The sequence below is a fragment of the Candidatus Neomarinimicrobiota bacterium genome, from assembly GCA_036476315.1.
Taxonomy (GTDB): domain Bacteria; phylum Fidelibacterota; class Marinisomatia; order Marinisomatales; family S15-B10; genus JAZGBI01.
Map to the genome: position 1 here is coordinate 197,565 of JAZGBI010000098.1, position 20,594 is coordinate 218,158.

Below are 20,594 nucleotides of genomic sequence, written 5' to 3' on the forward strand. Positions count from 1 at the left end.
CCCAAGTCTGGAAGCAAATATGAGCTTAGAACGGAGCACTGTAACCATGTGGAAGTTTGCACGAAGACTCACCAACTCAACCCCTTGGACACTATTCGTGGGTGTGAGCGCGGTTTTGTGGACCACCACGTGTTCTTCATCGGAGAATTCCGCGGAGAATCCGGGTACTTCTGAAGAAGGGGAAATGGCTGTCTCCCGGATAGTGAATGTGGAAGTGACCCCGGCTGCGACCTCCGACTTCACCGATTACATCCGCATTGTGGGCGAAGTAGAAGCCTGGCAGGACGTGACGGTGGGGGCAGAGGAAAACGGTGTGATCGAACGGTTCTTTTTGGGTAAGGGCACATCGGTGCGACAGGGTCAACCCATTGCCAAATTAAAGGACGACATTCTCACGGCACAAGTGGAGGAAGCGAGGGCGGTGGCGGACCTGGCACGGGAACAATATGAGCGACAACAGGAGCTGTGGCAGAAGGACAAGGTTGGCAGTGAGCTTGCCTATCTGCAGGCCAAATCCCAGGCTGCCGCTACCGCCGCCCGACTCAACATGCTCCAGGCCCGCTTGTCCAACACCACGGTACGGGCGCCAATCGGGGGTATATTTGAGGATCAGTATCTGGAAGTGGGAGAAATGGCGGCCGTGGGATCTCCCCTGGTGCGCATCGTAAGAACTGACAAGGTCAAAATCACCGGCGGTGTTCCCGAACGGTTTGCTCTCTCCATTCACCCCGGCGACAGCGCACAGATCACATTTGACATATTATCCCATCAGCAGTTCGTCGGGCGGATCGACTACGTCGGCAGCACGGTAAACCCCGATAGCCGGACGTTTCCTATCGAGATAGTTCTGGACAATCCGCACCACGAGATCAAACCCTCGATGGTGGCCAATCTGCGGCTCGTTCGAGTACGCCTCAAGGAGGTCATCATTGTGCCCCGGCAGGTGGTACAACGGATGGAAGACGGTTACGTTGTCTACGTGGCCCAGGAAAACCGGGGTGAGCACTTCGCGTCCACCCGGCCCGTACATCTGGGACCTGCTCATGGGAATCAGCTCGTCGTGGACAAGGGGCTAAGTGTGGGCGACCTGATCATCACCGTGGGCTATCAGCAGGTGGACGAAGGGAGCCCCATCCGCCTTGTAAACCTTGGGACCGGAGCTGCGGGCGGGAAGAACGACTGATGGCCGAACGCAGGCACATCGAACCGGTATTCAGGGAGTTCAAACTAACCTCCTTTGCCATTGACCATGCCACCAGCATACTGGTTCTCACCGGGATCGTTATCCTCATGGGGCTGAGAGCGTACCTCACTGTTCCCAAGGAATCGGCTCCGGAGATCGTCATCCCCAACATCATTGTCAACACCATCTACCCCGGCGTTGCACCAGGCGATATTGAAACCCTGTTGACCCGGCCTCTTGAAGAGGAACTTAACACCATTACCGATGTAAAGCAGATCACCTCGGTTTCCGTTGAGGGGTATTCCAGTATCAACGTAGAGTTCATAGCGGGGACGGACATGAACGAGGCCCTCCGAAAAGTCCGCGAGCGGATTGATGTGGCGAAGCCGAAACTACCCGCCGCGGCGGAAGATCCTCGCATCTTCGAGATTAATATCTCGGAGTTTCCTATCATGCAGGTGAATATTTCCGGTGATTACGGTCTTGTGCGGTTACGGGAAGTGGCGGAAGATTTACAGGACGAGCTGGAACAAATCGCCAGCGTACTTGAGGTGACCCTGTCTGGCGGATTGGAGCGAGAGGTCCAGGTAGACGTGGACCTGGCCAAGCTCAAGTTTTACGACCTCTCCTTTGATGATGTCATTAATGCCATCCGCGATGAGAATGTAACCACTCCCGGAGGAGCCATGGCTGTCGGCGCCATGAAATACCTGGTACGGGTGCCCGGAGAATTCACGGCCACAGCCCCCATCGCCGATGTGGTGATCATTGCCCGGCGGGGGCGGCCCATTTACGTGCGAGACGTGGCCACCGTTGATTTTGGCTTCAAAGAGAGAGACAGCTATGCCCGGTTGGACCACTCCCAGGTGATTTCCCTGGCTGTGAGCAAACGGAGTGGAGAGAACATTATCGAGACGGCCGAAGCGGTTCTCCAGGTTATCGCTGAAGTGAAACCTAAGTTTCCGATGGGGACCGTGGTCAAGATCACCTCGGACCAGTCTGAAGACATCAGGGACATGGTGAGCAGTCTGGAGAACAACATTATTTCAGGGATTATCCTGGTGGTATCCGTGTTGCTCTTTTTCCTGGGAGTACGCACCGCATCTTTCGTGGGACTGGCCATTCCCCTATCGATGCTCCTTTCCTTCAGTATCATTCAGTTGGCCGGTTTCACCATGAACTTTGTGGTTCTGTTCAGCCTCATCCTGGTCCTGGGAATGCTGGTGGACAACGCCATTGTTGTGGTGGAGAACATCTACCGCTTTCGTGAACTGGGCTACAGCAAAGTGGAGGCCGCCAAGCTGGCTCCAGGAGAAGTGGCCATGCCCATCATCGCCTCCACCGCCACCACGGTGGCGGCATTTCTCCCTCTGGCCTTCTGGCCCGGGATTGTGGGGGAGTTCATGAGGTTTTTGCCTCTGACTCTGATCATCACCCTGAGCGCATCCCTGTTTGTGGGGCTGGTGATTGTCCCCACCCTTTGCTCCCTCTGGTTGGAGCCGGAAGGGACCCGGAGGGCGAACCTGACTCGTTCCATGCGCATGGCCCTTGCGGGCGCGGCTCTACTGGCATTGCTGGTGGGGCTGGCCACCAACTGGCTCACCACTATCCTGCTTACTCTGACGGCGGGCGGGCTTTATCTGCTTCACCGTTACCTTTTTCATCATGTGACATATTGGTTCATGAGCCGGGTTCTTCCTGCCATCCTGAGGATTTATGAACGGCGGCTCAGGTGGGCTCTGGAACACCGGCTGCGCATGCTGGCAGGATCTTTCCTGGCTTTCGTTGTGACCATGGTCGCCTTCGGTCTGTTCAACGCCGGAGTGGAATTCTTTCCTGAAAACATCCCTCCTTTCAGTGCATACGTGCAGGTGGAGGCCCCTCTGGGCACTAATGTCAATCAAACCAATCAGACCACCCTGCGCATCGAAGAGGCACTCGCCAAACTTCCGGCCGACGTCGACTACGAGTCCCTGGTGGGGACGGTAGGATCCAGCCTGTCTGGAGGGTTTAGTGCCCGGGGAGGGACGCACCTGGCCACGGTGGCGGTACAATTCGTGGATATTGAGGACCGGTCCTATGATACCTTTAATACTCTGGAGCATATGAGGGCAACGCTTGACGAACTTATTGCCGGGGCCGAGGTTTCGGTGGAAGAACCCAGTATGGGACCGCCTACGGGGGCTCCTATCAACATCGAGATTTCTGGACAGAACCCTAGTATTCTGAAGCGATTGGGAGACGAGGCAGTGGCACAGCTGCAGCGCTCCCGAATTTTCGGCAAACTGGACGGACTGGAGAGTGACATGGCGGACGCCCGGCCTGAGCTCGTGATTGAGGTAGACCGGGAAAAGGCTGCGCTGTACGGACTCAACACGAGGGATGTGGGCTACACCATCCGCAGCGCCATCAACGGCACCGAGGCCTCCACCTATCGTGACAGTGAGGATGAGTACGACATCATTGTCCGACTGGCCAAACCGTATCGCGATGATCTGAGCACTCTGGCCGATCTCACCGTTGTGAATGAGAACGGGCAGCAGATCCCTCTCTCGTCCATAAGTACCTGGTGGGTGGGGCAGGGCTCCGGCGATGTGAATCGCAAGAATCTTGAGCGGGTGGTGACCATATCATCCGACGTGCGCTCCGGGTACAATGAGAATGCCGTGCTGCGGGAAGTCCGGCAGGAACTGGCACGATTTGAAGCATCCCTTCCATCGGGCTACCAGCTTCGTTACACAGGTCAGCAGCAGGAACAACAGGAAGCCGAGTCATTCCTCAGCGGTGCCTTTATGATGGCCATTCTCCTCATCGCGTTGATTCTTATTTCACAATTCGATTCCGTGTTTAAACCCTTGATCATTCTCAGTTCCGTAATCCTGTCTACCATCGGAGTTCTCATCGGGCTGCTGGTCTTCCGCATGCCCTTCGGTATCATTATGACCGGCCTGGGGGTGATCAGCCTCGCCGGAGTGGTGGTAAACAATGCCATCGTTCTTATCGACTATATCAACACCCTCCGCTGGCGCGATGGGTTGGACCGGCTGGAATCCCTGGTGACTGGCGGAATGACCCGCTTCCGGCCGGTAATCCTCACAGCTATAACTACCGTCCTGGGACTGGTCCCGTTGGCCGTTGGACTGAACATTGACTTTTTGGGGATGTACTCCCGGTTGGAGCCCGAGCTCTACTGGGGAGGCGAGCAATCGGCGTGGTGGGGACCCATGGCCATTGCCGTTATTGCCGGGCTTACCTTCGCCACGTTTCTCACGCTGCTGTTGGTTCCAGTCATGGTCTCCACTCTGGATAGTGTAGAAGTCTTTTTCAGGAGGTATTTCACGCGCAGAGGCGAGGAATCAGGTGCTGGACTGGAATCAGCGGCCACAGGCCTAGCGCCGTCGCCGGAATAAAGCAGGATCTGGCTGGATAACCCTCACATCACGGCGTTCAACTTCTGTTACATCAGGGAGTTGGGCCACAGGTTTCGCTGTAACAAAGCCGTTCCCCACCTTTAGTCTGAATGTGGATAAAGGACCCGACCGTATACGAAAGGCGGGATTTGAGATGCGGACTTCCGTTCACACTTTACTGTTTCTCATTACCCTAACCGTTGCCTTACAGGGTCAGTCGGGGAGATTCGTCAGAGCGGCTAAGTTCCCAAAACCTCCGTTGATTGATGGCAGAGTTGACGAAGAAGTGTGGCAGCTGGCAGAAGAGATTGGGGGGTTTATCCAGTATGAGCCTGAACACGGTCAGCCTTCCCACCTCAGTACGGTTGCACATATTGGCTACGGTGACGAGGCTCTTTACGTAGCCTTCACTTGTTACGATCCTGAGCCGGAAGGGATTGCCGCCGCGGTTACAAAGCGCGACGGGAGTCTCGATGACGATGATGCCGTAGTTGTCATGCTCGACACTTTCAACGACAACACCACCTGCACCTATTTCACGACAAACAGCCTCGGCACGCAATCGGATGGAAAGGTCGCCGACAACGGCCGATCAAGAAACGAGAGTTGGGATGCCACATGGCTCTCCGCCGCAGTTCGAACCCCGGAAGGATGGACGGCAGAATTCGCAATCCCCTTCCGCATCCTCAGGTTTGAGAGCGGAGAGGACCAGACGTGGGGTGTTAATCTGGGTCGTTTCTACCCGAGACGCCAGGAGAAGAGCTACTGGGCTGGACCTCTTGAGGACGAACGGCGTGTCTCCCAGTTCGGAGATTTGACGTATCTGGACCTCCACGGTATAGTCGAGCGCCTTGAGCTGATCCCCTACGCGCTCTCCCAGGCCGAAGAGGGGCAGACACCGGGGGGGAAAGCCGGTTTTGATCTTCGCTACCGCATAAGCAGCAACCTCGGCGGCGATCTGACTGTCAACCCCGATTTCGCCACAATCGAAGCCGACGTGGAGGAGATCAACCTGACGCGATTTGAGCTCGAAATCCCCGAGAAGCGCCCCTTTTTCCTTGAGGGAGGTGAATTGTTCCGCCAGCGGGTCCAGCAGTTTTACTCCCGGCGAATTGGGGACATCCCCTGGGGGCAAAGCTCACGGGCAAGGTGGGTACCTGGGATTTGGCCCTCATGGGCGCTCAGTCGGAATTGATGGACCACGGATCAGATAGCTCCGATGCAACTTACACCGTCGTTCGGGCCAAAAAGGGTCTGTTCGGCTCTTCCAATATTGGCTTCCTGGCGGCCAACCGGATCTACGGCACTGATAACCAGGGATCAGCGGGCATGGACGCCACCCTTTTCTTTAGCGAGACACTAGGGGCAACGGCTCAATTTGTCCGTGCCCACGGCCCCCTCCATGATGGCGCCACGGCGTGGTTTCTCCGACCGGCCTTCGACAATGCTACCAGCCATTTCCACGTTCGGTACTCCCATTGGGATGAAGGACTCCTGGAGAACATGAATGTTGTGGGCTTTATCCGCGATGACAACCGGAGGGAATTCGACACTAACTTATCCCATACCCTCTGGATGCAGGAAGGAGCCGTGGAGGAGGTCGATGCTAGAGTTAATTACAATCACTATTGGAGCCAGGCGGGTGTCTTAAGGAGCTGGGAGCTGGACGCCAAGTGTGATGTGACGTTTACCAACAAGTGGGAAATTGAACTATCCCACAATGACGAGTTCAAGCGCTACGAAAAGGACTTTCGAAACCGCGAGACGAAGGTGGAGCTGGGCTACGACAGCCGCGCTGGCCGTTCGGCCAAGATTTCCTTCGGACTCGGGCGCAACTACGAAAGCGACCTGCGTCGCTTCGGCACACACACGACCCTCAAGGTCACAGACGCCTGGAATGCCAGCTACAGCCTCACGAGACTATGGCTTGACCCCGACCCGGAAACTGAAGGAACGTGGATTCACGTGCTGCGATCCAGCTATTACATCAATAAAGATTTCTACCTGAAGCTCTTCTACCAAATCAATTCGGTGATCGATAAGCATAATGTACAGGCAGTCTTGGCCTGGCGCTTCCTGCCGCCTTTCGGTTCCCTACAGATTGCCTATCAGCGTGGCACGTCCCGTTTCGGTACTTCCTCTGACCAAGGCAATTCACTTTTCACCAAGCTGTCATGGGTATTCTGAAGAGATGGCTGCCACCACTCGATGCGCAGAGCAAAAGAGGTCATCATGTTCGGACACGCCTTTGTCCAGATAGTCTTCGTTTGCGTGAGATCCAGTTGACAGTCTATCCCATGATGCGCTCCGGACATTGCTGACCTCCTCGGGCTCTATGACGCATAGTCCTCCTTCCTTTGGGACAGGCATCAACATAACATTTCCATGAATGGACAATCGTGTCCTGTTTTAGAAATATAAAAAACAATGCTATCAGGGTCTCCTTCATTGGCGACATCGACCGGGGAATGACAGGATCGAGAAACAGCAACTTTTGGGGATCCACCATTGATGTCATGACGGCCTGTGAGAAAGGAGTGGCACTTTCTCCTAAAGATGGGAATATCAGGGATAGCCGCGGGGTCGCCAAGGCACTGACGGGGGATTTTGAAGGCGCCATTGATGATTTTGAAGCATTTGTAGTCTACACATCATCCGGCGAGGCGCGGGCATAGCGCCAAGGCTGGATCGATGCCCTACGCTCAGGTGAGAATCCGTTGACGGCCAGGATTCTTGAGACGCTCCGAGGGGAGTGATAATGTTGCGCCTTCGAGGCCAACGTTGGGAAGGCAAGGAACCCCCACTTGACGATCCACCAATTCAGCAGTTGAGATGGGGGTGGGCCAAGGACCTGCCTCCTAACTTGAACATTGGTATAACTCTTGGGGAGAAGGTCATAATAACAAACCAACATCCGATATAGAAATGTGATACAAAACACAGTAGATGTGTTAAAAGTTTATCAAATTTTAATAGCATAAATGAATCATAGAGAGTTTTACTGAATGAAACCGATTTCACGGGCAATTCAAGAAGCTATCAAATCAACCGGGTGGTCCGATTTGACCTGGGCGAGGAAGCTCGATGTAACATATCAAACGGTTTGGGGGTGGCGGAATGGGAAACAAGACCCGCACCAGCGTAACATCCTGGCAATCGCTCAGGTGCTTGGATGGGAAGTTGTTATTAGTGATGACAAAAGTGAGTGTGAATTCAAAGCACTGAGACAGGAATTGCCTGGAAATGTTCAAGAACTGTTTCAGCTAATGAGGTGGGAACATTGGACAATCAAAGACGGGAAGGAAATGCGTTTTGACAGATTTACGGGAATTATGCAAGAGTTCAACAGAGAATTAAACGAATGGGTAGCCTTGGGAAACGATCCACTTGATTCGGAGGATTAATAAAATGCTTTAAATCACATGAATTCTATTCTATCGCCTAGTGGAATCCACTCGCTGAGTCTCTCCTTCTTTGCCTGGTTTCCTCATGAACATGGCTCGTTTTCTTGTAAGATGATTTCTGTTCTAAGTAATTGATTCGCTTTTTCCAGAACATAGACTCTGAATCTGCTCAGGATCATAAGCAACCCTAAACCTGAGGGAGTGAGATAGATGACGAGTTTCCTCCCAACATGAAACAAGACAGGACAAAGACAGACGACAAACTTGAATATGAATTGATTGAAGGGCGGAATCGGGTTAACGAGTTGGACGCCTTAGAGGGCGATCGCAAGCGTCTGGAGGCCGAGCTGCGCGACTACGCCGCTCAGCAAGCAGTGCTGTCACAACTCAGCCTGCACGCCTTCCGGGAAACTGACCTACAGGCCCTGATGGAGGAGAAGAAGGCCGTGGTGCTAGAAATTCCGCCGGAGGCCGATGCCCTACTGCTGCGCGCCGGCGTGGGCTGGATGCCACAAGACTGATTAAGGATGAGATGCCGGGAGTCAACATAATTATCCTGACGGTTTTCGATCTGGACGCATACAGGGAAATTGCACAATCCAAGGGTGCCAGCGGCTTTGTGCTCAAGAAAAACCTCCATACGGATCTGTTTCCAGCCATTCATCAAACTCATGATTGAAGCTGGGATTGATTGTGCCGTTTCAGAAGTAAGTATTTATCTCATGGAGTCCGTATGAAAGATCAACAAAAAACTAAGAATCAGCTTATAAAAGAATTGGAGGAATTGCGCGAACGCGTTGCCGAACTTGAACTCGCCGGCCCGAAAGAGAGCGAGGAGCGGTTCAGAACTTCCGTCGAAAATATGCTTGATTGTTTTGGCATATACACGGCCATTCGTGACGAATCGGGAGTTATTGTCGATTTTCGAATCGATTTTATTAACGCAGCAGCCTGCGGAAGTAACAGAATGACCAGGGAAGAGCAAATTGGAAAAGGGCTTTGCGAATTATTACCGGCCCACCGTGAAACGGGCCTTTTCGATGAATACTGTCACGTTGTCGACTCGGGCAGGCCCCTGGAGAAAGAGACCCTGGAGTACGAGGACGCGTATGGAAAGAAGAGTCTTTCCAGAGCATTTGACATAAGAGCTTCCAAGCTGGGCGACGGGTTTGTCGCCGCATGGAGGGACATCACCGAGCGTAAGCAACTGACAGAAGACTTGCGCTTGAGTGAAGAACGTTACAAAAGTCTGTACAATTCTTCCAAGGAGGCGATTGGGTGGGCCGATATCGATGGAACGTTGCTCGATGTCAATGATTCGTTCTGTACCCTGACGGGCTACTCGAGGGAAGAACTGCTCACCGGCAAGAAATATCAGGATTTAACGCCTGAGGAGTATCACGACTACGAAGCCAAAATGGTGGGTAGTATGATCAGAACAGGTGAGCCAGTAGAGTATGAAAAAGAGTACATCAAAAAGGACGGATCACGTGTTCCGATTCTTCTGACAGTTTTCGCAGCCTTGGGAAAAACTGGCCTGCCAATCGGAGTAGCTGCGATTGTCAGAGACATCTCCGAGCAAAAAGAATCCGAGCATGACCTGCGGCAAAGCGAGGAGAAATACCGGCAGCTTGTATCGACTTCTACCGATGCGATCATACTGGTCGATGCCGAAACGAAGAGCTTCATTGAGGTCAACAAGGCGTGTGAAAAGCTCTACGGATACAGCCAGGAAGAGTTCAGACACATGACGGTGAGAGACACCTCTGCAGAACCGGAGAAGTCTGATGCGGCAATCAAAGACATGATCGACGGACGTCTGAAGAGAATCCCGGTCCGCTATCACAAAAAGAAAGACGGCACCATATTTCCCTTGGAGATATCTACCAGCACATTCATGATGGGCGACCGAAGGGTACTGTGCGGGATCGCCAGGGATATCTCCGAACAGCTGAAGGCAAGAGAGGAGCTGGAAAGGCGTCGAAGGGACCTGCGCAGATTGACCATCCGATTAGTTACTGCTCAGGAGGAAGAACGGAAGCGAGTTTCCATGGAACTCCACGATGAGTTCGGACAGGCATTGACAGCCGCGCAGATTAACCTTGCTTCCATCAAAACTGAATTGCCACCCGGTTCACCTTCTGATCTATTGGAGAAATTAGAGGAAACAAGTTCATTGACTGATGAGTTGCCGGAACGTTCTCGGGAGTTATCACTGGAATTACGACCCACCCTGCTCGATGATCTCGGCCTGGCACCAACGATTCGGTGGTATACCGATCGGTTTACGAAGAGGCTCAATGTCAATGTCGAAGTGAATGTGGGTGATTTTGAAGAACGACTACCAGGGGAGATAGAAACGGTGATTTACCGCGTCATGCAAGAAGCTATGACGAATATATCCCGGCACGCGGAAGCCAGGAATGTTCGTATAGACCTGAAGCGCAAGAAATCGTCAGTTATGATGTTGGTTGAGGATGACGGGAAGGGGTTCGTTGTTCAGGCCGTGGTAGATCGGGAAACACCCGAGGGAAGATTAGGATTGATTGGGATGGAAGAAAGAGTGGGCTATCTTGGTGGTAGTTTGGATATTCGATCTACCCCTGGCAAGGGAACCACGATTAGGGTAGAAATGCCCATGGAGGAGGTCGTATGAACCCCATTAGAGTTTTGCTGGCTGAAGACCACACCATTGTTCGCAAGGGTCTTCAGGCCCTTTTGAACGGTCAGGGGGATATAGAGGTGGTAGGCGAAGCGGAAGATGGCTTTGAGGTTGTAAATAGATCTCAGGAACTTCATCCCGATGTGATTGTGATGGACATTTCCATGCCCAACCTGAGCGGGTTGGAAGCAACCCGGCAAATCAAGAAACTGCTGCCAGAGATAAAAGTCCTGATTCTCTCGGTGCACACTAGCGAAGAATACATCTTTCAGACCCTTCGGGCAGGTGCCTCTGGGTATGTCGTGAAAAAGGCTGCACCCGAAGAACTCATTACCGCCATATACAGTATTAGCCAAGGGGAAACCTACCTCAGCCCGGCCGTATCCAAGGTGGTTGTGGAAGAGTATGTTCACCTGGCTGGAGAAGAAAGAAGGGAAGATTCATTGGACAGACTGACTGCAAGGGAGCGTGAGGTGTTGCAGTTGATCGCCGAGGGGAATACTACCCGGGAAGCAGCAAAGAAACTCTTTATCAGCGTCAAGACTGTTGAAACCCACAGATCGCGTTTGATGAGTAAACTCGACATCCATGGAATAGCTGGGCTCACCAAGTTTGCGATTGGCAGGGGATTGATAAGCGGAGAATTGTAGCGGCACAGGCTTTGACCGTGTCTAAATGAACATTGATTTCAACCGTTCGGATAGTCTACACACGAATTAGCCTCTTCTTTGTAGGCAACTAGAGTCTATACAAGTCCCTTTCGAGGAGCTCAGGTCTCATATCTCCTCAATCGTAAGACTGTTACAGAGTCCCTGACGGACCCGTCAGGAAGTTTCTAATAGATAATACAGGCTTTTCCTGCAAAACATCGGGGTTTTGCCCGATTGTTAGTTCAGCTTGCCTTGGCGTACTATTTAATGTATGTTTTCATATACTAACGGTAACTCACTTGGGGATGGAATCCGTAAGGATACCATAAGAACCCTGATAGTTGATGATGATCGCCGTTTTCGCGATCTGGTCAAAGTTTTTCTCGCCAAGGAACCGTCAATACGGGTAATAGGTGAAGCTGTGAATGGCAAGGAAGCGATTCTCAAGACCCGAGATTTCAAGCCGGATGTCGTTCTCATGGACGTGCGCATGCCGGTGATGAACGGGCTGGATGCCACAAGACTGATTAAGGATGAGATGCCGGGAGTCAAAATAATTATCCTGACGGTTTTCGATCTGGACGCATACAAGGAAAGAGGACAAGCCAACGGTTCCGGGGGCTTTGTGCTGAAGAAAAACCTCCATACGGATCTGCTTCCAGCCATTCATCAAGCTTGTGATTGAAGCTGGGGTTGATGTGTGGATCTGGTTGAATCAAGAAGGAGGGAACCGGCGAATATTGACAAAATAGAGATCGAAAAAGAGTTCAAGTTTCTCCTGGATAAAGTAAGGAGAAATAGAAACTTAGATTTTAGCCATTATCGGCCGCAGGTTTTAAAAAGGAGAATCGAACATAGACTACACCTGACCCAATGTGCTACATATCTGGACTATATAATGTTACTTAATAAAGATCCTCAAGAGTATGACAGACTCATTGAAAGTTTGACTATAAAGGTGAGTGAGTTTTTTCGTGATCCCCCGGTCTTTGATCTATTAGGAGAGGTTATCATTCCGGAAGTCATTTCTCAAAAGGAGAAGCAGGGTGGTAAACGGATCAGGGCCTGGTCGTGTGGATCAGCATTGGGTCAGGAAGCATTCAGTATGGCGATACTCTTTTGCGAAAACCTGGGCAACAGGTTGAATGATTATGATGTACAGATTATAGGGACAGACATAGATCAGAATGCCTTGGAGCAAGCAGCATGGAGCTCATATGAGAGCAAGGCACTAGGTAAAATGAAGCCACACTTACTGTATAAATATTTTACCCGGTTTGATGATGACTATATAGTGAACGATCGCGTGAGAGCATTAGTTACTTTCAGATACCACGATGTGGTCTCGGGTAATCCCATGTCCGAGGTGGATTTGGTTTTATGTCGGAATCTGTTGATTTATTTTGAGAGGGAACTCCAGGAAGAAGCGCTTTACAACATTCACTCTGCCATGAAGTCTGATGGTTTGCTCATCCTGGGCATGACTGAGACGCTACCAGTACCAATGGTTGATTATTTTGAGGCGATAGATCCAATAATAAGGGCATATGTGAAAAAATGAGACATGAGACTAAGGACTTAATAACAAATGAAGTGGAGGACTAAGATGAAATTGAATGCGACAATTGCAAGTAAGTTGTTGTTAGGCTTTGGGATCGTGCTACTGATTTTTGCAATCTCTGGAGTGCTCACTATTACTCTGCTTCGGGATATTGGCAATCACTTGGATAACATAATCAGTGTAAGACAGCCTGCAAACGCGGCAGCTTATGAGATGGAGATCAATTTGATTGGTACAGGATTTGGCCTCTTAGGCTATCTGGAGGATCGTGATCCAAAGCACTTGGAGCGTATCAAAGACGATATAGAGGATTTTGGAAAATATCACAAAGAGTACAGAGAATTGGAAAAGACAGAGGAAGCTAGAGAGTTAGCGATTACGCTTGGTAAGGAATACGATACGTTTAAGGATTTAGCCAACAAGATTATCGCATTAGAGGATGAGCAGGATAAAAAGATAGTCACTTTATTTAACAACCATGAGTTGATGGACAATCTTTTGGATGAGAAGATTCAAGTGTCCATCAAATCAGGTGAACCTCAAGCCTATGAAAAGATGCAGGCTGCAATGGAGTTGGAAATTAATGTCAACGGAATTGCAAAGGGTCTGGGGGAATACTTGAGAACCCACCAGACACAATATGAAGATCGTGTTTTGAAGGATGAAACAGATTTCAGACGTTTCTTAAAGGTGTATGAAGGTCTAAGTCTCACATTCGAGGAGAGACAATGGGCATCAGAGATTGGCCGTCTTTTTGAAAATAGTGCAACGCTTTCCGAGGAGATTATCAAAATAGATAAAGATATAGGAACAGGCCGGGATGAATTTGTTAGGATTCGAAGAAGTATGGATGTTCTAATGGATGATGAAATCCAGGTTCGTACTAACAAAGATCTTGAAATCTCAGAGGATGAGGCCAAGAGATCAAACAACTTTGCCACTACTATGATTTTGGTTTTTCTACTAAGTGGAATCATTATCGGCAGTCTAGCTGCAGTTTTCATTACCCGAAGCATTACAGGGCCGCTTATCATGGTGGTAGACAGAGTAAGTGAAATCGCTGGGTCAGCCGGGGATTTAACTGCTGAAGTACCGGTGACGACAAAGGATGAAGTTGGAGATCTGGCTGGTGCATTCAACAAGATGCTGCGAGGACTGAAGGAGATGATCATAAAGATCATGGGCAATGCCGCAAGCGTCTCAGCGTCCAGCCAGCAGCTTTCCTCATCCGCTCAACAGACCAACGCATCGGCTCAGCAGGTATCATCCACAATTCAACAATTGGCAAAGGGAGCTCAGTCACAGGCCGAGCGGGTTGAAGAGACTACCAGGGTAATGGAGCAACTCAATGCTGCCATCACGCAATCAGCACAATCAGCAGGACAGGCAGCCGCAGCATCCACCCGGGCCAGCCAGTCTGCGCAGAGAGGAGCCGAGACGGTGAAAGAGAGTGTTGAGACCATGGATAAGATATCCGACACCACCACGGTTACTTCTGAAGCAGTAAGCAAACTAGGCGAGCGTTCCGAACAGATGGCAGAAATTGTAGACGTTATTACCAATGTTGCTGACCAGACAAATCTTCTCGCGTTAAATGCGGCCATTGAGGCGGCCAGGGCAGGTGAAGCGGGTCGAGGATTTGCCGTGGTTGCCGAGGAAGTAAGGAAGCTTGCCGAAAGTTCAGGTAAGTCCGCATCGGAGATAGGAGATCTAATTAAACAAACCATCAAAGAGACGAATGAAGCGGTAAAAAATATGGATACCACTTCTAGAGAAGTTACTGCGGGGAAGGACCTTATTACGAAATCGGGCGCTGCTTTGGAAGAGATTGTGGCTGCGAACCAGAATGTATCCACCATGCTTCAGCAGATCTCGGCTGCTTCCCAGCAGATGTCATCTGGTGCCCGGCAGGTTGTAGGCTCGGTGGAAGAAGTGGCGACCATTGCCGAAGAAGCTTCCACTTCTACTCAACAGGCGGGCGCCTCCACACAACAGATGGTTGCTACCATGCAGGAGATGACCTCCAGCGCCCAATCTCTGGCTGAAATGGGTGTCGAATTGAACAACCTCGTTTCCGAGTTTAAGACCGGCGAAGAGGTGGTGAAAAGAGCTCCAGTCAAGCCGGCTCCCCCAATGCCGAAACATCGGCCGGTGACACCCTCAGTAGTACCCTTGAATGAACGGCTTTCTGAAGCAAGAAAAAAGATGGAGAAAATTAGAGAGCCGTTTCCACCGGAACCGAAACCCACTTCACCAAAGCCAGTTCTGACAAAACCGGTCGCAGTTAAACCAAAACCATCAAGACCGGAACAACCGAAACCAACCCTGTCACAGCCAGTTCCAAAAAAGGTTAAGAAGGAGATAAAGCCGGAAAACAAAGTAGAGAAAAAACCCGGAGATAAAGGGGGGTAATACTATGCCGGAAAAAGAAGAGAAACCAACAGGTGAAGAATTTCAGTTCGTCAACTTCCGGCTAAGGGAGGAGGAATTTGGGGTGGAGGTCAGCTCTGTGAGGGAAATAATCAGGGTAACGGATATCAGTCGCATACCGGAAGCTCCCTCCTTCATACAAGGAGTGACAAACCTCCGTGGACAGATAATACCGGTAATTGATTTATCAAAGCGATTTAACTTGGTTCCCCTGGAAACACTACCGGAAAGTGCCCGGATCATAGTGACGGGGGTAAATGAACAGATAGCTGGAATACTGGTGGATGAGGTTCCGGAAGTATTGAAAATTGTTGAAGAGAATATTGAGCCAACTCCAGAATTAATTCAGATCGAGATAAAAAAAGACTATATAAAAGGGGTCGCCAAATTAGAAAATAGGCTCATAATTCTTCTGGATTTAGAGAAGGTATTAGCTCCCCATGAAGTAGTAGAACTGGCTGACCTTAGTAGTCCCGAATCGGAAACATAGCTGGAGGTAAACCAATGGCAAGTATCTTAATCGTTGATGACTCCAAATTCATGCGCAAGATGCTTTCAGACATCCTTACTGAAGAGGGGCACCAGATCGCAGGAGAAGCGGAGAACGCCATGGAAGCTATTGAACTATACAAAGTGCTCAACCCTGATCTGGTGACTCTGGATGTTATCATGCCTGAGGTTGAAGGAGTTGATACATATTCTGCCGTAAAAGAGATAGTAAAAATGGATTCCGGGACCAAGATCATCATAATAAGTACGATGGGGCAAGAGGAAATAGTCAAAGAATACATTGAAGCCGGAGCTAAGGATTTTATAATCAAACCCTTTCAAGCTTCCGATGTAGCAAAGGCTGTAACTAATGCAATAGTGAATTCTTAGGATCAACTAATAAGGTATGCATATTACATCGGGCTATGGACATTTCGGTTGGATTAGGTGAAATAAAAGTCACTCAATCCCCCCACGTGCTAAAGGCAATTGGTCTCGGATCATGTGTTGCTGTGGCTCTGTATGATCGCGAGGCACAAATCGGGGGTATGGCTCACATTGTGCTTCCCTCTTCTGGAGAATCTTTGGATAAAGCCAATTCTCTAAAATTCACAGATGTAGCCATCGCCAGAATGGTTAACGAGATGCAGAGAAGGGGCGCGCAGATTCAAAACATAAAAGCGAAGATATTTGGTGGTGCAAATATGTTCCCAGAGATCATTAACGCTAGCAGTGATATGGATATTGGTGAACGAAATATCATGGCAGTCCGTAAAGAACTAGATACACACAGTATTGAAATCAGCTTCGAGGAAACTGGTGGTCATATTGGGCGTTCTGTCATACTTGACACAAAGGATGGTTCAGTTGTAGTGAGCAGTGCCAACTTGAACAGTCAAGAAGGCTAAAAAGAAATAGACATGGTTAAAAAGAAGACACGTGTTCTGGTTGTGGACGATTCAGCATTTATGCGAAAACTTATAACAAACATAGTCGAGTCTGATCCAGAGCTGGAAGTCATTCAAACCGCTCGCGATGGCGTTGACGCCCTAAAAGCAGTCCACAGACTCAAGCCCGACGTTGTTACCCTTGACATTGAAATGCCAGAGATAGATGGTATTACTGCCCTGGTATACATTATGGAGCAATTCCCAACACCAGTGATTATGGTGACTGGTTTAAGCACGTTCCTGGGTGAACAAACAATCAAAGCACTGGAATATGGAGCCGTGGGGTTTATACAAAAACCCAAAGGAGCGGTTTCTGCGAATTTCAAAGACCTTAAAAAGGAGTTAATCCAACAGATAAAGCTTGCTGTCAGAGTTGATATGAAGAAACTAAGACCGATTAAGGTGGGAAGGGCTGTAGAGAGAGTATCGAAACCAGTTCACAAGTCTTCTGACAAGATTATAGTCATTGCCAGTTCATCAGGAGGCCCGAGGGCCTTATCACAGATAATTCCGGAGCTACCTGTGGGCCTGGCTGCAGGGGTGGTCGTAATTCAACATATGCCGGCCGCATTCATCCAATCCTTTGCAAATAGGCTTGATTGGGAATCGGTATTGGATGTGAAAGTTGCTGAAGATCTGGAGCCTGTTCTGCAAGGAAAGGTTCTGATTATGCCAGCCGACCATCATTTCAGGATTGTTTCAGAAAGAAAGAATAAACAATTAATCGAGTTGATTCCTCTTTCACGAGAAGAAAAAAACCGACTAATATCGGCAGATGAAGTGATGCTTTCGTCTGCCCCCATTTATGGAAAGAATGTGGTTGGAGTAGTATTGACAGGCATGGGAAATGATGGTACCGAAGGTCTAAAGGAGATAAAGAAGCATGGTGGTTACACAATCGCAGAGGCTGAATCAACTGCCATCGTATTTGGGATGTCAAAAGCAGCTATTGACGCGGGGGTTGTCGACAAGATTATTCCATTACCTGAAATAGCGAAGGAGATCGTTAAGACAGTTAACAGTTGACAGTGTGCAGTCTACATCAAAATTATGAAGGAAGAAGATTTTAGATTTGATTCTGAGAACCTTACAGTGAACCAAAGATCGCTCGATTTTATTCACAAAATATTCGGTTTATCGGAACGATAGTGATGGAGATATCAGAATATCAGCAGCTATTCCTTTCTGAGGCGCGGGAGATTCTCCAGTTACAAAATAAAACTCTGGTCGAACTGGAGAAGAACCCAGCGGATGTATCTCTGTTCCATGAATTATTTCGTTTGAGTCACACATTTAAGAGCATGGCTCAGACTATGGGTTATGATAATATTGCTCAACTTACCCATTCGATGGAATCCACCCTGGCAGTGTTGAAAAGTGAAGTACCACAGGCAGAGACTGATATAGTGAATTTACTTTTCAAATCCCTGGATACTCTGGATACTCTGATTGAGGATGTACAGGGGAACAAGATTGAACCAATAGATGTGGCTCCCTTGATTGAGAGATTTGATTTGCTTGCTTCCACAATCTCATCAAATAAAGGGAAATCTAAGAAAACAAAGACATCAAGATCCGAATCGTCTGATAATCTTTACAGGGAGGTGAACGAAGGAAAAGACATCGAGGCAACTGCTTCCACAGGTGAAATTCAGTCGGTACGCATTCCCTTGACTCATCTGGACAGCCTCATGGATATCACGGGTGAATTGGCTATCAATAAAATCCAGCTCGATCGGATATCGAAGGCAATTGAGAATGAGACTCTGGAAGAAGTGGTGGCTCAAATGTCCCGGTTGACTTCCCAGCTTCAGGATCAGATGATGCAGATCAGGCTTATACCTTTGGAACATATATTTTCTCCTTATCACCGGTTGGTGAGAGACATTGCAGTGGCTCAGAAGAAGGAAATCGATTTGATCATTGAGGGGAGCAACATCGGTCTGGACCGGAGCATACAGGATGAGATAAATGAGCCGCTGATTCATATCATTAAAAATGCAGTTACTCACGGGATTGAAGAACCCAAATTGAGGAAAAAACTTGGTAAGGAAAGAAGGGGCACGATTAAGCTGATCGCCCGAAGAGAGAAAAACTCAGTCGTCTTGGAACTGTCCGATGATGGGCGGGGGATGGACATAGAAGAGATAAAGGAAGCTGCAATAGCAACGGGAGTCATCAGCGAGGAAGAACTTTTAGATCTTACCGAGGAAGAAATAGCAATGCTTATCACCTACCCTGGATATACCAGGGCAAAGACAGTAACTGAGGCAGCCGGCAGGGGAATGGGTCTGAATGTATCGAGGGTTAAAGTGGAATCTTTGGGGGGGACATTAAACATTGATAGCAAGCCCAAAGAAGGAACCACTATATTTTTAAAACTACCTCTAACTATGGCTATAGTCCAGGCCATGTTGATTGGCATTGAAAATGAAACCTATTGTATCCCATTATCCTTTATTGCTGAAACAATAAAGGTGTCTAAACAGGCGATAAGGACCATGGAGCATCACGACATAATTTCCTACAGAGATTCCGTCCTTCCGCTTATCCAGTTAAGGAAAAAACTTGGTTTTCCAACTTCAGGACAACAATCCAACAATGGTAAGATTCCTATTGTAGTAGTTGAAGTGGGATCAAACAAGGCCGGTTTGATTGTAGATCGACTTTTGGGGCAACAGGATGTTGTGATCAAGACTTTAACCGGAATGTTGACAAGAATCAAGAACACGTCTGGTGCTACCATCCTGGGAACGGGAAAGGTAGCACTTATAATAGATATCGCATCGTTGTTCAAAAAGGAGATTTAGTATGAGTTTCAAAGAATTTGATCAAATCCGACTGGATGTGTTAAAAGAGATTTGCTCAATAGCTACCGGCAATGCGGCCAATAGTCTGTCAACGATGAGCGAAAGAAGAGTGGATATCTCACTACCTAATGTTATGGTTGAGTCTTTAGATAAAGTTGCTGACATCTTTGGGAAAAGGGAGAAGGACGTATCTGCGGTCTCCTTCTCGGTATCAGGCGAAATATCGGGAAGTATGGCTTTGGTCTTTTCCTATTCTCAATCTGTGAAGATTGCCAATATTCTTACAAAAAGGAATACATCTCAGGATAAGAACCTGGATGAGATGGGACAGTCAGCTCTAATGGAGTTGGGAAATATTGTAGCCGGGTCTTATGTGCGGGTACTGGCTGATGGACTGAAAATGAGGATCACATATTCAATCCCCGGATTTGACCACGATATGATCGGGGTTATTCTTGATGAAATCGTAGTTCGCTTACCTACAGAGGTGGAGTCTGCAATCGTCATGGAAAGTGAATTTATCATAAAAGAGGAGACATTTCTCGGGCAATTAATATTTATCCTAGAACCGAGTTCTTTGAACTCAGTAGTCAAGGCATTGGGATCACGGGATGAGCAAGGCCAGAGCAGGGAATGAGTGATGACAAATCTTACATTTAATCATGAACTTCTAGAAGTCTTTCATGAAGAAGCTCAGGATTTAATACAGGAAATGACAACGGACTTGTCTATTCTGAGTGGAGAACAAGATAAGGACAGTGAAGAACGGGGCAGAGAGCCAATCTATCGGCGTCTCTACCGTAATGCCCATACACTAAAAGGGTCTTCTGAGGTTGTCGGTTATTTCCGCCTGAGGGAAATCTCTGAAATCCTGCAGAGTATTTTCTTAAATGCCAGTGAAGGAAAAGCTGAATTTTCTACAAGTGAGCTCAAGTTACTTATCACAGGTGTAAATAAGTGTCAGAAGTTGATAGGTAGAGAGGAAGTTGTTGGCTATGAGGAGTTGCTGAAGCAACTAAATAGAATTCTTAAGCTATGAGAGTGA

At 49.0% G+C, this 20,594-nt stretch carries 21 protein-coding genes; 20 read left to right on the plus strand and 1 reads right to left on the minus strand.

Annotated features, from left to right (window positions below):
• The first annotated feature begins 19 nt into the window (after nucleotides 1-19).
• The 4 genes from V3U24_10580 to V3U24_10595 all read left to right on the plus strand — a co-directional run bounded on the left by V3U24_10580 (nucleotide 20) and on the right by V3U24_10595 (nucleotide 6,780).
• Complete coding sequence (locus V3U24_10580) at nucleotides 20-1,183, plus strand: efflux RND transporter periplasmic adaptor subunit (protein ID MEE9167888.1); 1,164 nt, start codon at nucleotides 20-22, stop codon at nucleotides 1,181-1,183.
• A complete protein-coding gene (locus V3U24_10585) occupies nucleotides 1,183-4,593 on the plus strand; it encodes an efflux RND transporter permease subunit (GenBank protein MEE9167889.1) in 3,411 nt (1,136 codons plus the stop codon). The genes V3U24_10580 and V3U24_10585 overlap by 1 nt, the downstream gene beginning before the upstream one ends.
• Before the next feature lie 154 nt (nucleotides 4,594-4,747).
• The gene (locus V3U24_10590) at nucleotides 4,748-5,788 is read left to right on the plus strand and encodes a DUF5916 domain-containing protein (GenBank protein MEE9167890.1); all 1,041 of its coding nucleotides are present in this window, start codon (nucleotides 4,748-4,750) and stop codon (nucleotides 5,786-5,788) included.
• Nucleotides 5,767-6,780 (plus strand): hypothetical protein, encoded by a 1,014-nt coding sequence (locus V3U24_10595; protein ID MEE9167891.1) that lies wholly within the window; start codon nucleotides 5,767-5,769, stop codon nucleotides 6,778-6,780. The genes V3U24_10590 and V3U24_10595 overlap by 22 nt, the downstream gene beginning before the upstream one ends.
• Here V3U24_10595 and V3U24_10600 read toward each other — a convergent pair.
• Nucleotides 6,766-6,963, minus strand: coding sequence for a hypothetical protein (locus V3U24_10600; GenBank protein MEE9167892.1), 198 nt, complete (start codon nucleotides 6,961-6,963; stop codon nucleotides 6,766-6,768). The two genes, V3U24_10595 and V3U24_10600, sit on opposite strands and share 15 nt — an antisense overlap.
• Nucleotides 6,964-6,992: 29 nt before the next feature.
• Between V3U24_10600 and V3U24_10605 the strand changes: the two genes are divergently transcribed.
• From V3U24_10605 to V3U24_10680, 16 genes are all read left to right on the plus strand, one after another.
• Nucleotides 6,993-7,268 (plus strand): tetratricopeptide repeat protein, encoded by a 276-nt coding sequence (locus V3U24_10605; GenBank protein MEE9167893.1) that lies wholly within the window; start codon nucleotides 6,993-6,995, stop codon nucleotides 7,266-7,268.
• A 330-nt stretch (nucleotides 7,269-7,598) separates the two neighbouring features.
• On the plus strand, nucleotides 7,599-7,997 hold the full coding sequence (locus V3U24_10610; protein ID MEE9167894.1) for a helix-turn-helix transcriptional regulator: 399 nt from the start codon (nucleotides 7,599-7,601) through the stop codon (nucleotides 7,995-7,997).
• A 230-nt stretch (nucleotides 7,998-8,227) separates the two neighbouring features.
• Entirely contained in the window at nucleotides 8,228-8,518 is a 291-nt protein-coding gene (locus V3U24_10615) for a hypothetical protein (protein ID MEE9167895.1), read from the plus strand.
• A gap of 11 nt (nucleotides 8,519-8,529) precedes the next feature.
• Nucleotides 8,530-8,676: a hypothetical protein gene (locus V3U24_10620; GenBank protein MEE9167896.1), complete on the plus strand. Its 147-nt coding sequence runs from the start codon at nucleotides 8,530-8,532 to the stop codon at nucleotides 8,674-8,676.
• Nucleotides 8,677-8,730: 54 nt separating this feature from the next.
• Nucleotides 8,731-10,653, plus strand: coding sequence for a PAS domain S-box protein (locus tag V3U24_10625; protein MEE9167897.1), 1,923 nt, complete (start codon nucleotides 8,731-8,733; stop codon nucleotides 10,651-10,653).
• Complete coding sequence (locus tag V3U24_10630; protein MEE9167898.1) at nucleotides 10,650-11,309, plus strand: response regulator transcription factor; 660 nt, start codon at nucleotides 10,650-10,652, stop codon at nucleotides 11,307-11,309. Before V3U24_10625 ends, V3U24_10630 begins: the two co-directional genes overlap by 4 nt.
• Before the next feature lie 271 nt (nucleotides 11,310-11,580).
• The gene (locus V3U24_10635) at nucleotides 11,581-11,994 is read left to right on the plus strand and encodes a response regulator transcription factor (protein ID MEE9167899.1); all 414 of its coding nucleotides are present in this window, start codon (nucleotides 11,581-11,583) and stop codon (nucleotides 11,992-11,994) included.
• 15 nt (nucleotides 11,995-12,009) lie between these two features.
• The gene (locus V3U24_10640) at nucleotides 12,010-12,870 is read left to right on the plus strand and encodes a protein-glutamate O-methyltransferase CheR (GenBank protein ID MEE9167900.1); all 861 of its coding nucleotides are present in this window, start codon (nucleotides 12,010-12,012) and stop codon (nucleotides 12,868-12,870) included.
• Between the two features lie 45 nt (nucleotides 12,871-12,915).
• Nucleotides 12,916-15,282 (plus strand): methyl-accepting chemotaxis protein, encoded by a 2,367-nt coding sequence (locus V3U24_10645; protein MEE9167901.1) that lies wholly within the window; start codon nucleotides 12,916-12,918, stop codon nucleotides 15,280-15,282.
• A 4-nt stretch (nucleotides 15,283-15,286) separates the two neighbouring features.
• Nucleotides 15,287-15,790: a chemotaxis protein CheW gene (locus tag V3U24_10650; GenBank protein MEE9167902.1), complete on the plus strand. Its 504-nt coding sequence runs from the start codon at nucleotides 15,287-15,289 to the stop codon at nucleotides 15,788-15,790.
• Nucleotides 15,791-15,804: 14 nt separating this feature from the next.
• A complete protein-coding gene (locus V3U24_10655; GenBank protein ID MEE9167903.1) occupies nucleotides 15,805-16,179 on the plus strand; it encodes a response regulator in 375 nt (124 codons plus the stop codon).
• A gap of 158 nt (nucleotides 16,180-16,337) precedes the next feature.
• Complete coding sequence (locus V3U24_10660; protein ID MEE9167904.1) at nucleotides 16,338-16,697, plus strand: chemotaxis protein CheD; 360 nt, start codon at nucleotides 16,338-16,340, stop codon at nucleotides 16,695-16,697.
• Nucleotides 16,698-16,709: 12 nt separating this feature from the next.
• Nucleotides 16,710-17,765, plus strand: a complete 1,056-nt coding sequence (locus V3U24_10665) for a chemotaxis response regulator protein-glutamate methylesterase (protein MEE9167905.1) — start codon at nucleotides 16,710-16,712, stop codon at nucleotides 17,763-17,765.
• A 125-nt stretch (nucleotides 17,766-17,890) separates the two neighbouring features.
• The gene (locus V3U24_10670; GenBank protein ID MEE9167906.1) at nucleotides 17,891-19,549 is read left to right on the plus strand and encodes a chemotaxis protein CheA; all 1,659 of its coding nucleotides are present in this window, start codon (nucleotides 17,891-17,893) and stop codon (nucleotides 19,547-19,549) included.
• A gap of 37 nt (nucleotides 19,550-19,586) precedes the next feature.
• On the plus strand, nucleotides 19,587-20,186 hold the full coding sequence (locus tag V3U24_10675) for a chemotaxis protein CheC (protein ID MEE9167907.1): 600 nt from the start codon (nucleotides 19,587-19,589) through the stop codon (nucleotides 20,184-20,186).
• A gap of 3 nt (nucleotides 20,187-20,189) precedes the next feature.
• Nucleotides 20,190-20,588 carry an Hpt domain-containing protein gene (locus tag V3U24_10680; protein MEE9167908.1) on the plus strand — a complete coding sequence of 133 codons (399 nt, stop codon included), beginning with the start codon at nucleotides 20,190-20,192 and terminating at the stop codon, nucleotides 20,586-20,588.
• The last annotated feature ends 6 nt before the right edge of the window (nucleotides 20,589-20,594 follow it).

Coding starts and splice junctions, on each gene's coding strand:
- V3U24_10580 (MEE9167888.1), top strand. CDS start 20: ATGAGCTTAGAACGGAGCACTGTAACCATGTGGAAGTTTGCACGAAGA.
- V3U24_10585 (MEE9167889.1), top strand. CDS start 1,183: ATGGCCGAACGCAGGCACATCGAACCGGTATTCAGGGAGTTCAAACTA.
- V3U24_10590 (MEE9167890.1), top strand. CDS start 4,748: ATGCGGACTTCCGTTCACACTTTACTGTTTCTCATTACCCTAACCGTT.
- V3U24_10595 (MEE9167891.1), top strand. CDS start 5,767: ATGGGCGCTCAGTCGGAATTGATGGACCACGGATCAGATAGCTCCGAT.
- V3U24_10600 (MEE9167892.1), bottom strand. CDS start 6,963: ATGCCTGTCCCAAAGGAAGGAGGACTATGCGTCATAGAGCCCGAGGAG.
- V3U24_10610 (MEE9167894.1), top strand. CDS start 7,599: ATGAAACCGATTTCACGGGCAATTCAAGAAGCTATCAAATCAACCGGG.
- V3U24_10615 (MEE9167895.1), top strand. CDS start 8,228: ATGAAACAAGACAGGACAAAGACAGACGACAAACTTGAATATGAATTG.
- V3U24_10620 (MEE9167896.1), top strand. CDS start 8,530: ATGCCGGGAGTCAACATAATTATCCTGACGGTTTTCGATCTGGACGCA.
- V3U24_10625 (MEE9167897.1), top strand. CDS start 8,731: ATGAAAGATCAACAAAAAACTAAGAATCAGCTTATAAAAGAATTGGAG.
- V3U24_10630 (MEE9167898.1), top strand. CDS start 10,650: ATGAACCCCATTAGAGTTTTGCTGGCTGAAGACCACACCATTGTTCGC.
- V3U24_10635 (MEE9167899.1), top strand. CDS start 11,581: ATGTTTTCATATACTAACGGTAACTCACTTGGGGATGGAATCCGTAAG.
- V3U24_10645 (MEE9167901.1), top strand. CDS start 12,916: ATGAAATTGAATGCGACAATTGCAAGTAAGTTGTTGTTAGGCTTTGGG.
- V3U24_10650 (MEE9167902.1), top strand. CDS start 15,287: ATGCCGGAAAAAGAAGAGAAACCAACAGGTGAAGAATTTCAGTTCGTC.
- V3U24_10655 (MEE9167903.1), top strand. CDS start 15,805: ATGGCAAGTATCTTAATCGTTGATGACTCCAAATTCATGCGCAAGATG.
- V3U24_10660 (MEE9167904.1), top strand. CDS start 16,338: ATGGCTCACATTGTGCTTCCCTCTTCTGGAGAATCTTTGGATAAAGCC.
- V3U24_10665 (MEE9167905.1), top strand. CDS start 16,710: ATGGTTAAAAAGAAGACACGTGTTCTGGTTGTGGACGATTCAGCATTT.
- V3U24_10670 (MEE9167906.1), top strand. CDS start 17,891: ATGGAGATATCAGAATATCAGCAGCTATTCCTTTCTGAGGCGCGGGAG.
- V3U24_10680 (MEE9167908.1), top strand. CDS start 20,190: ATGACAAATCTTACATTTAATCATGAACTTCTAGAAGTCTTTCATGAA.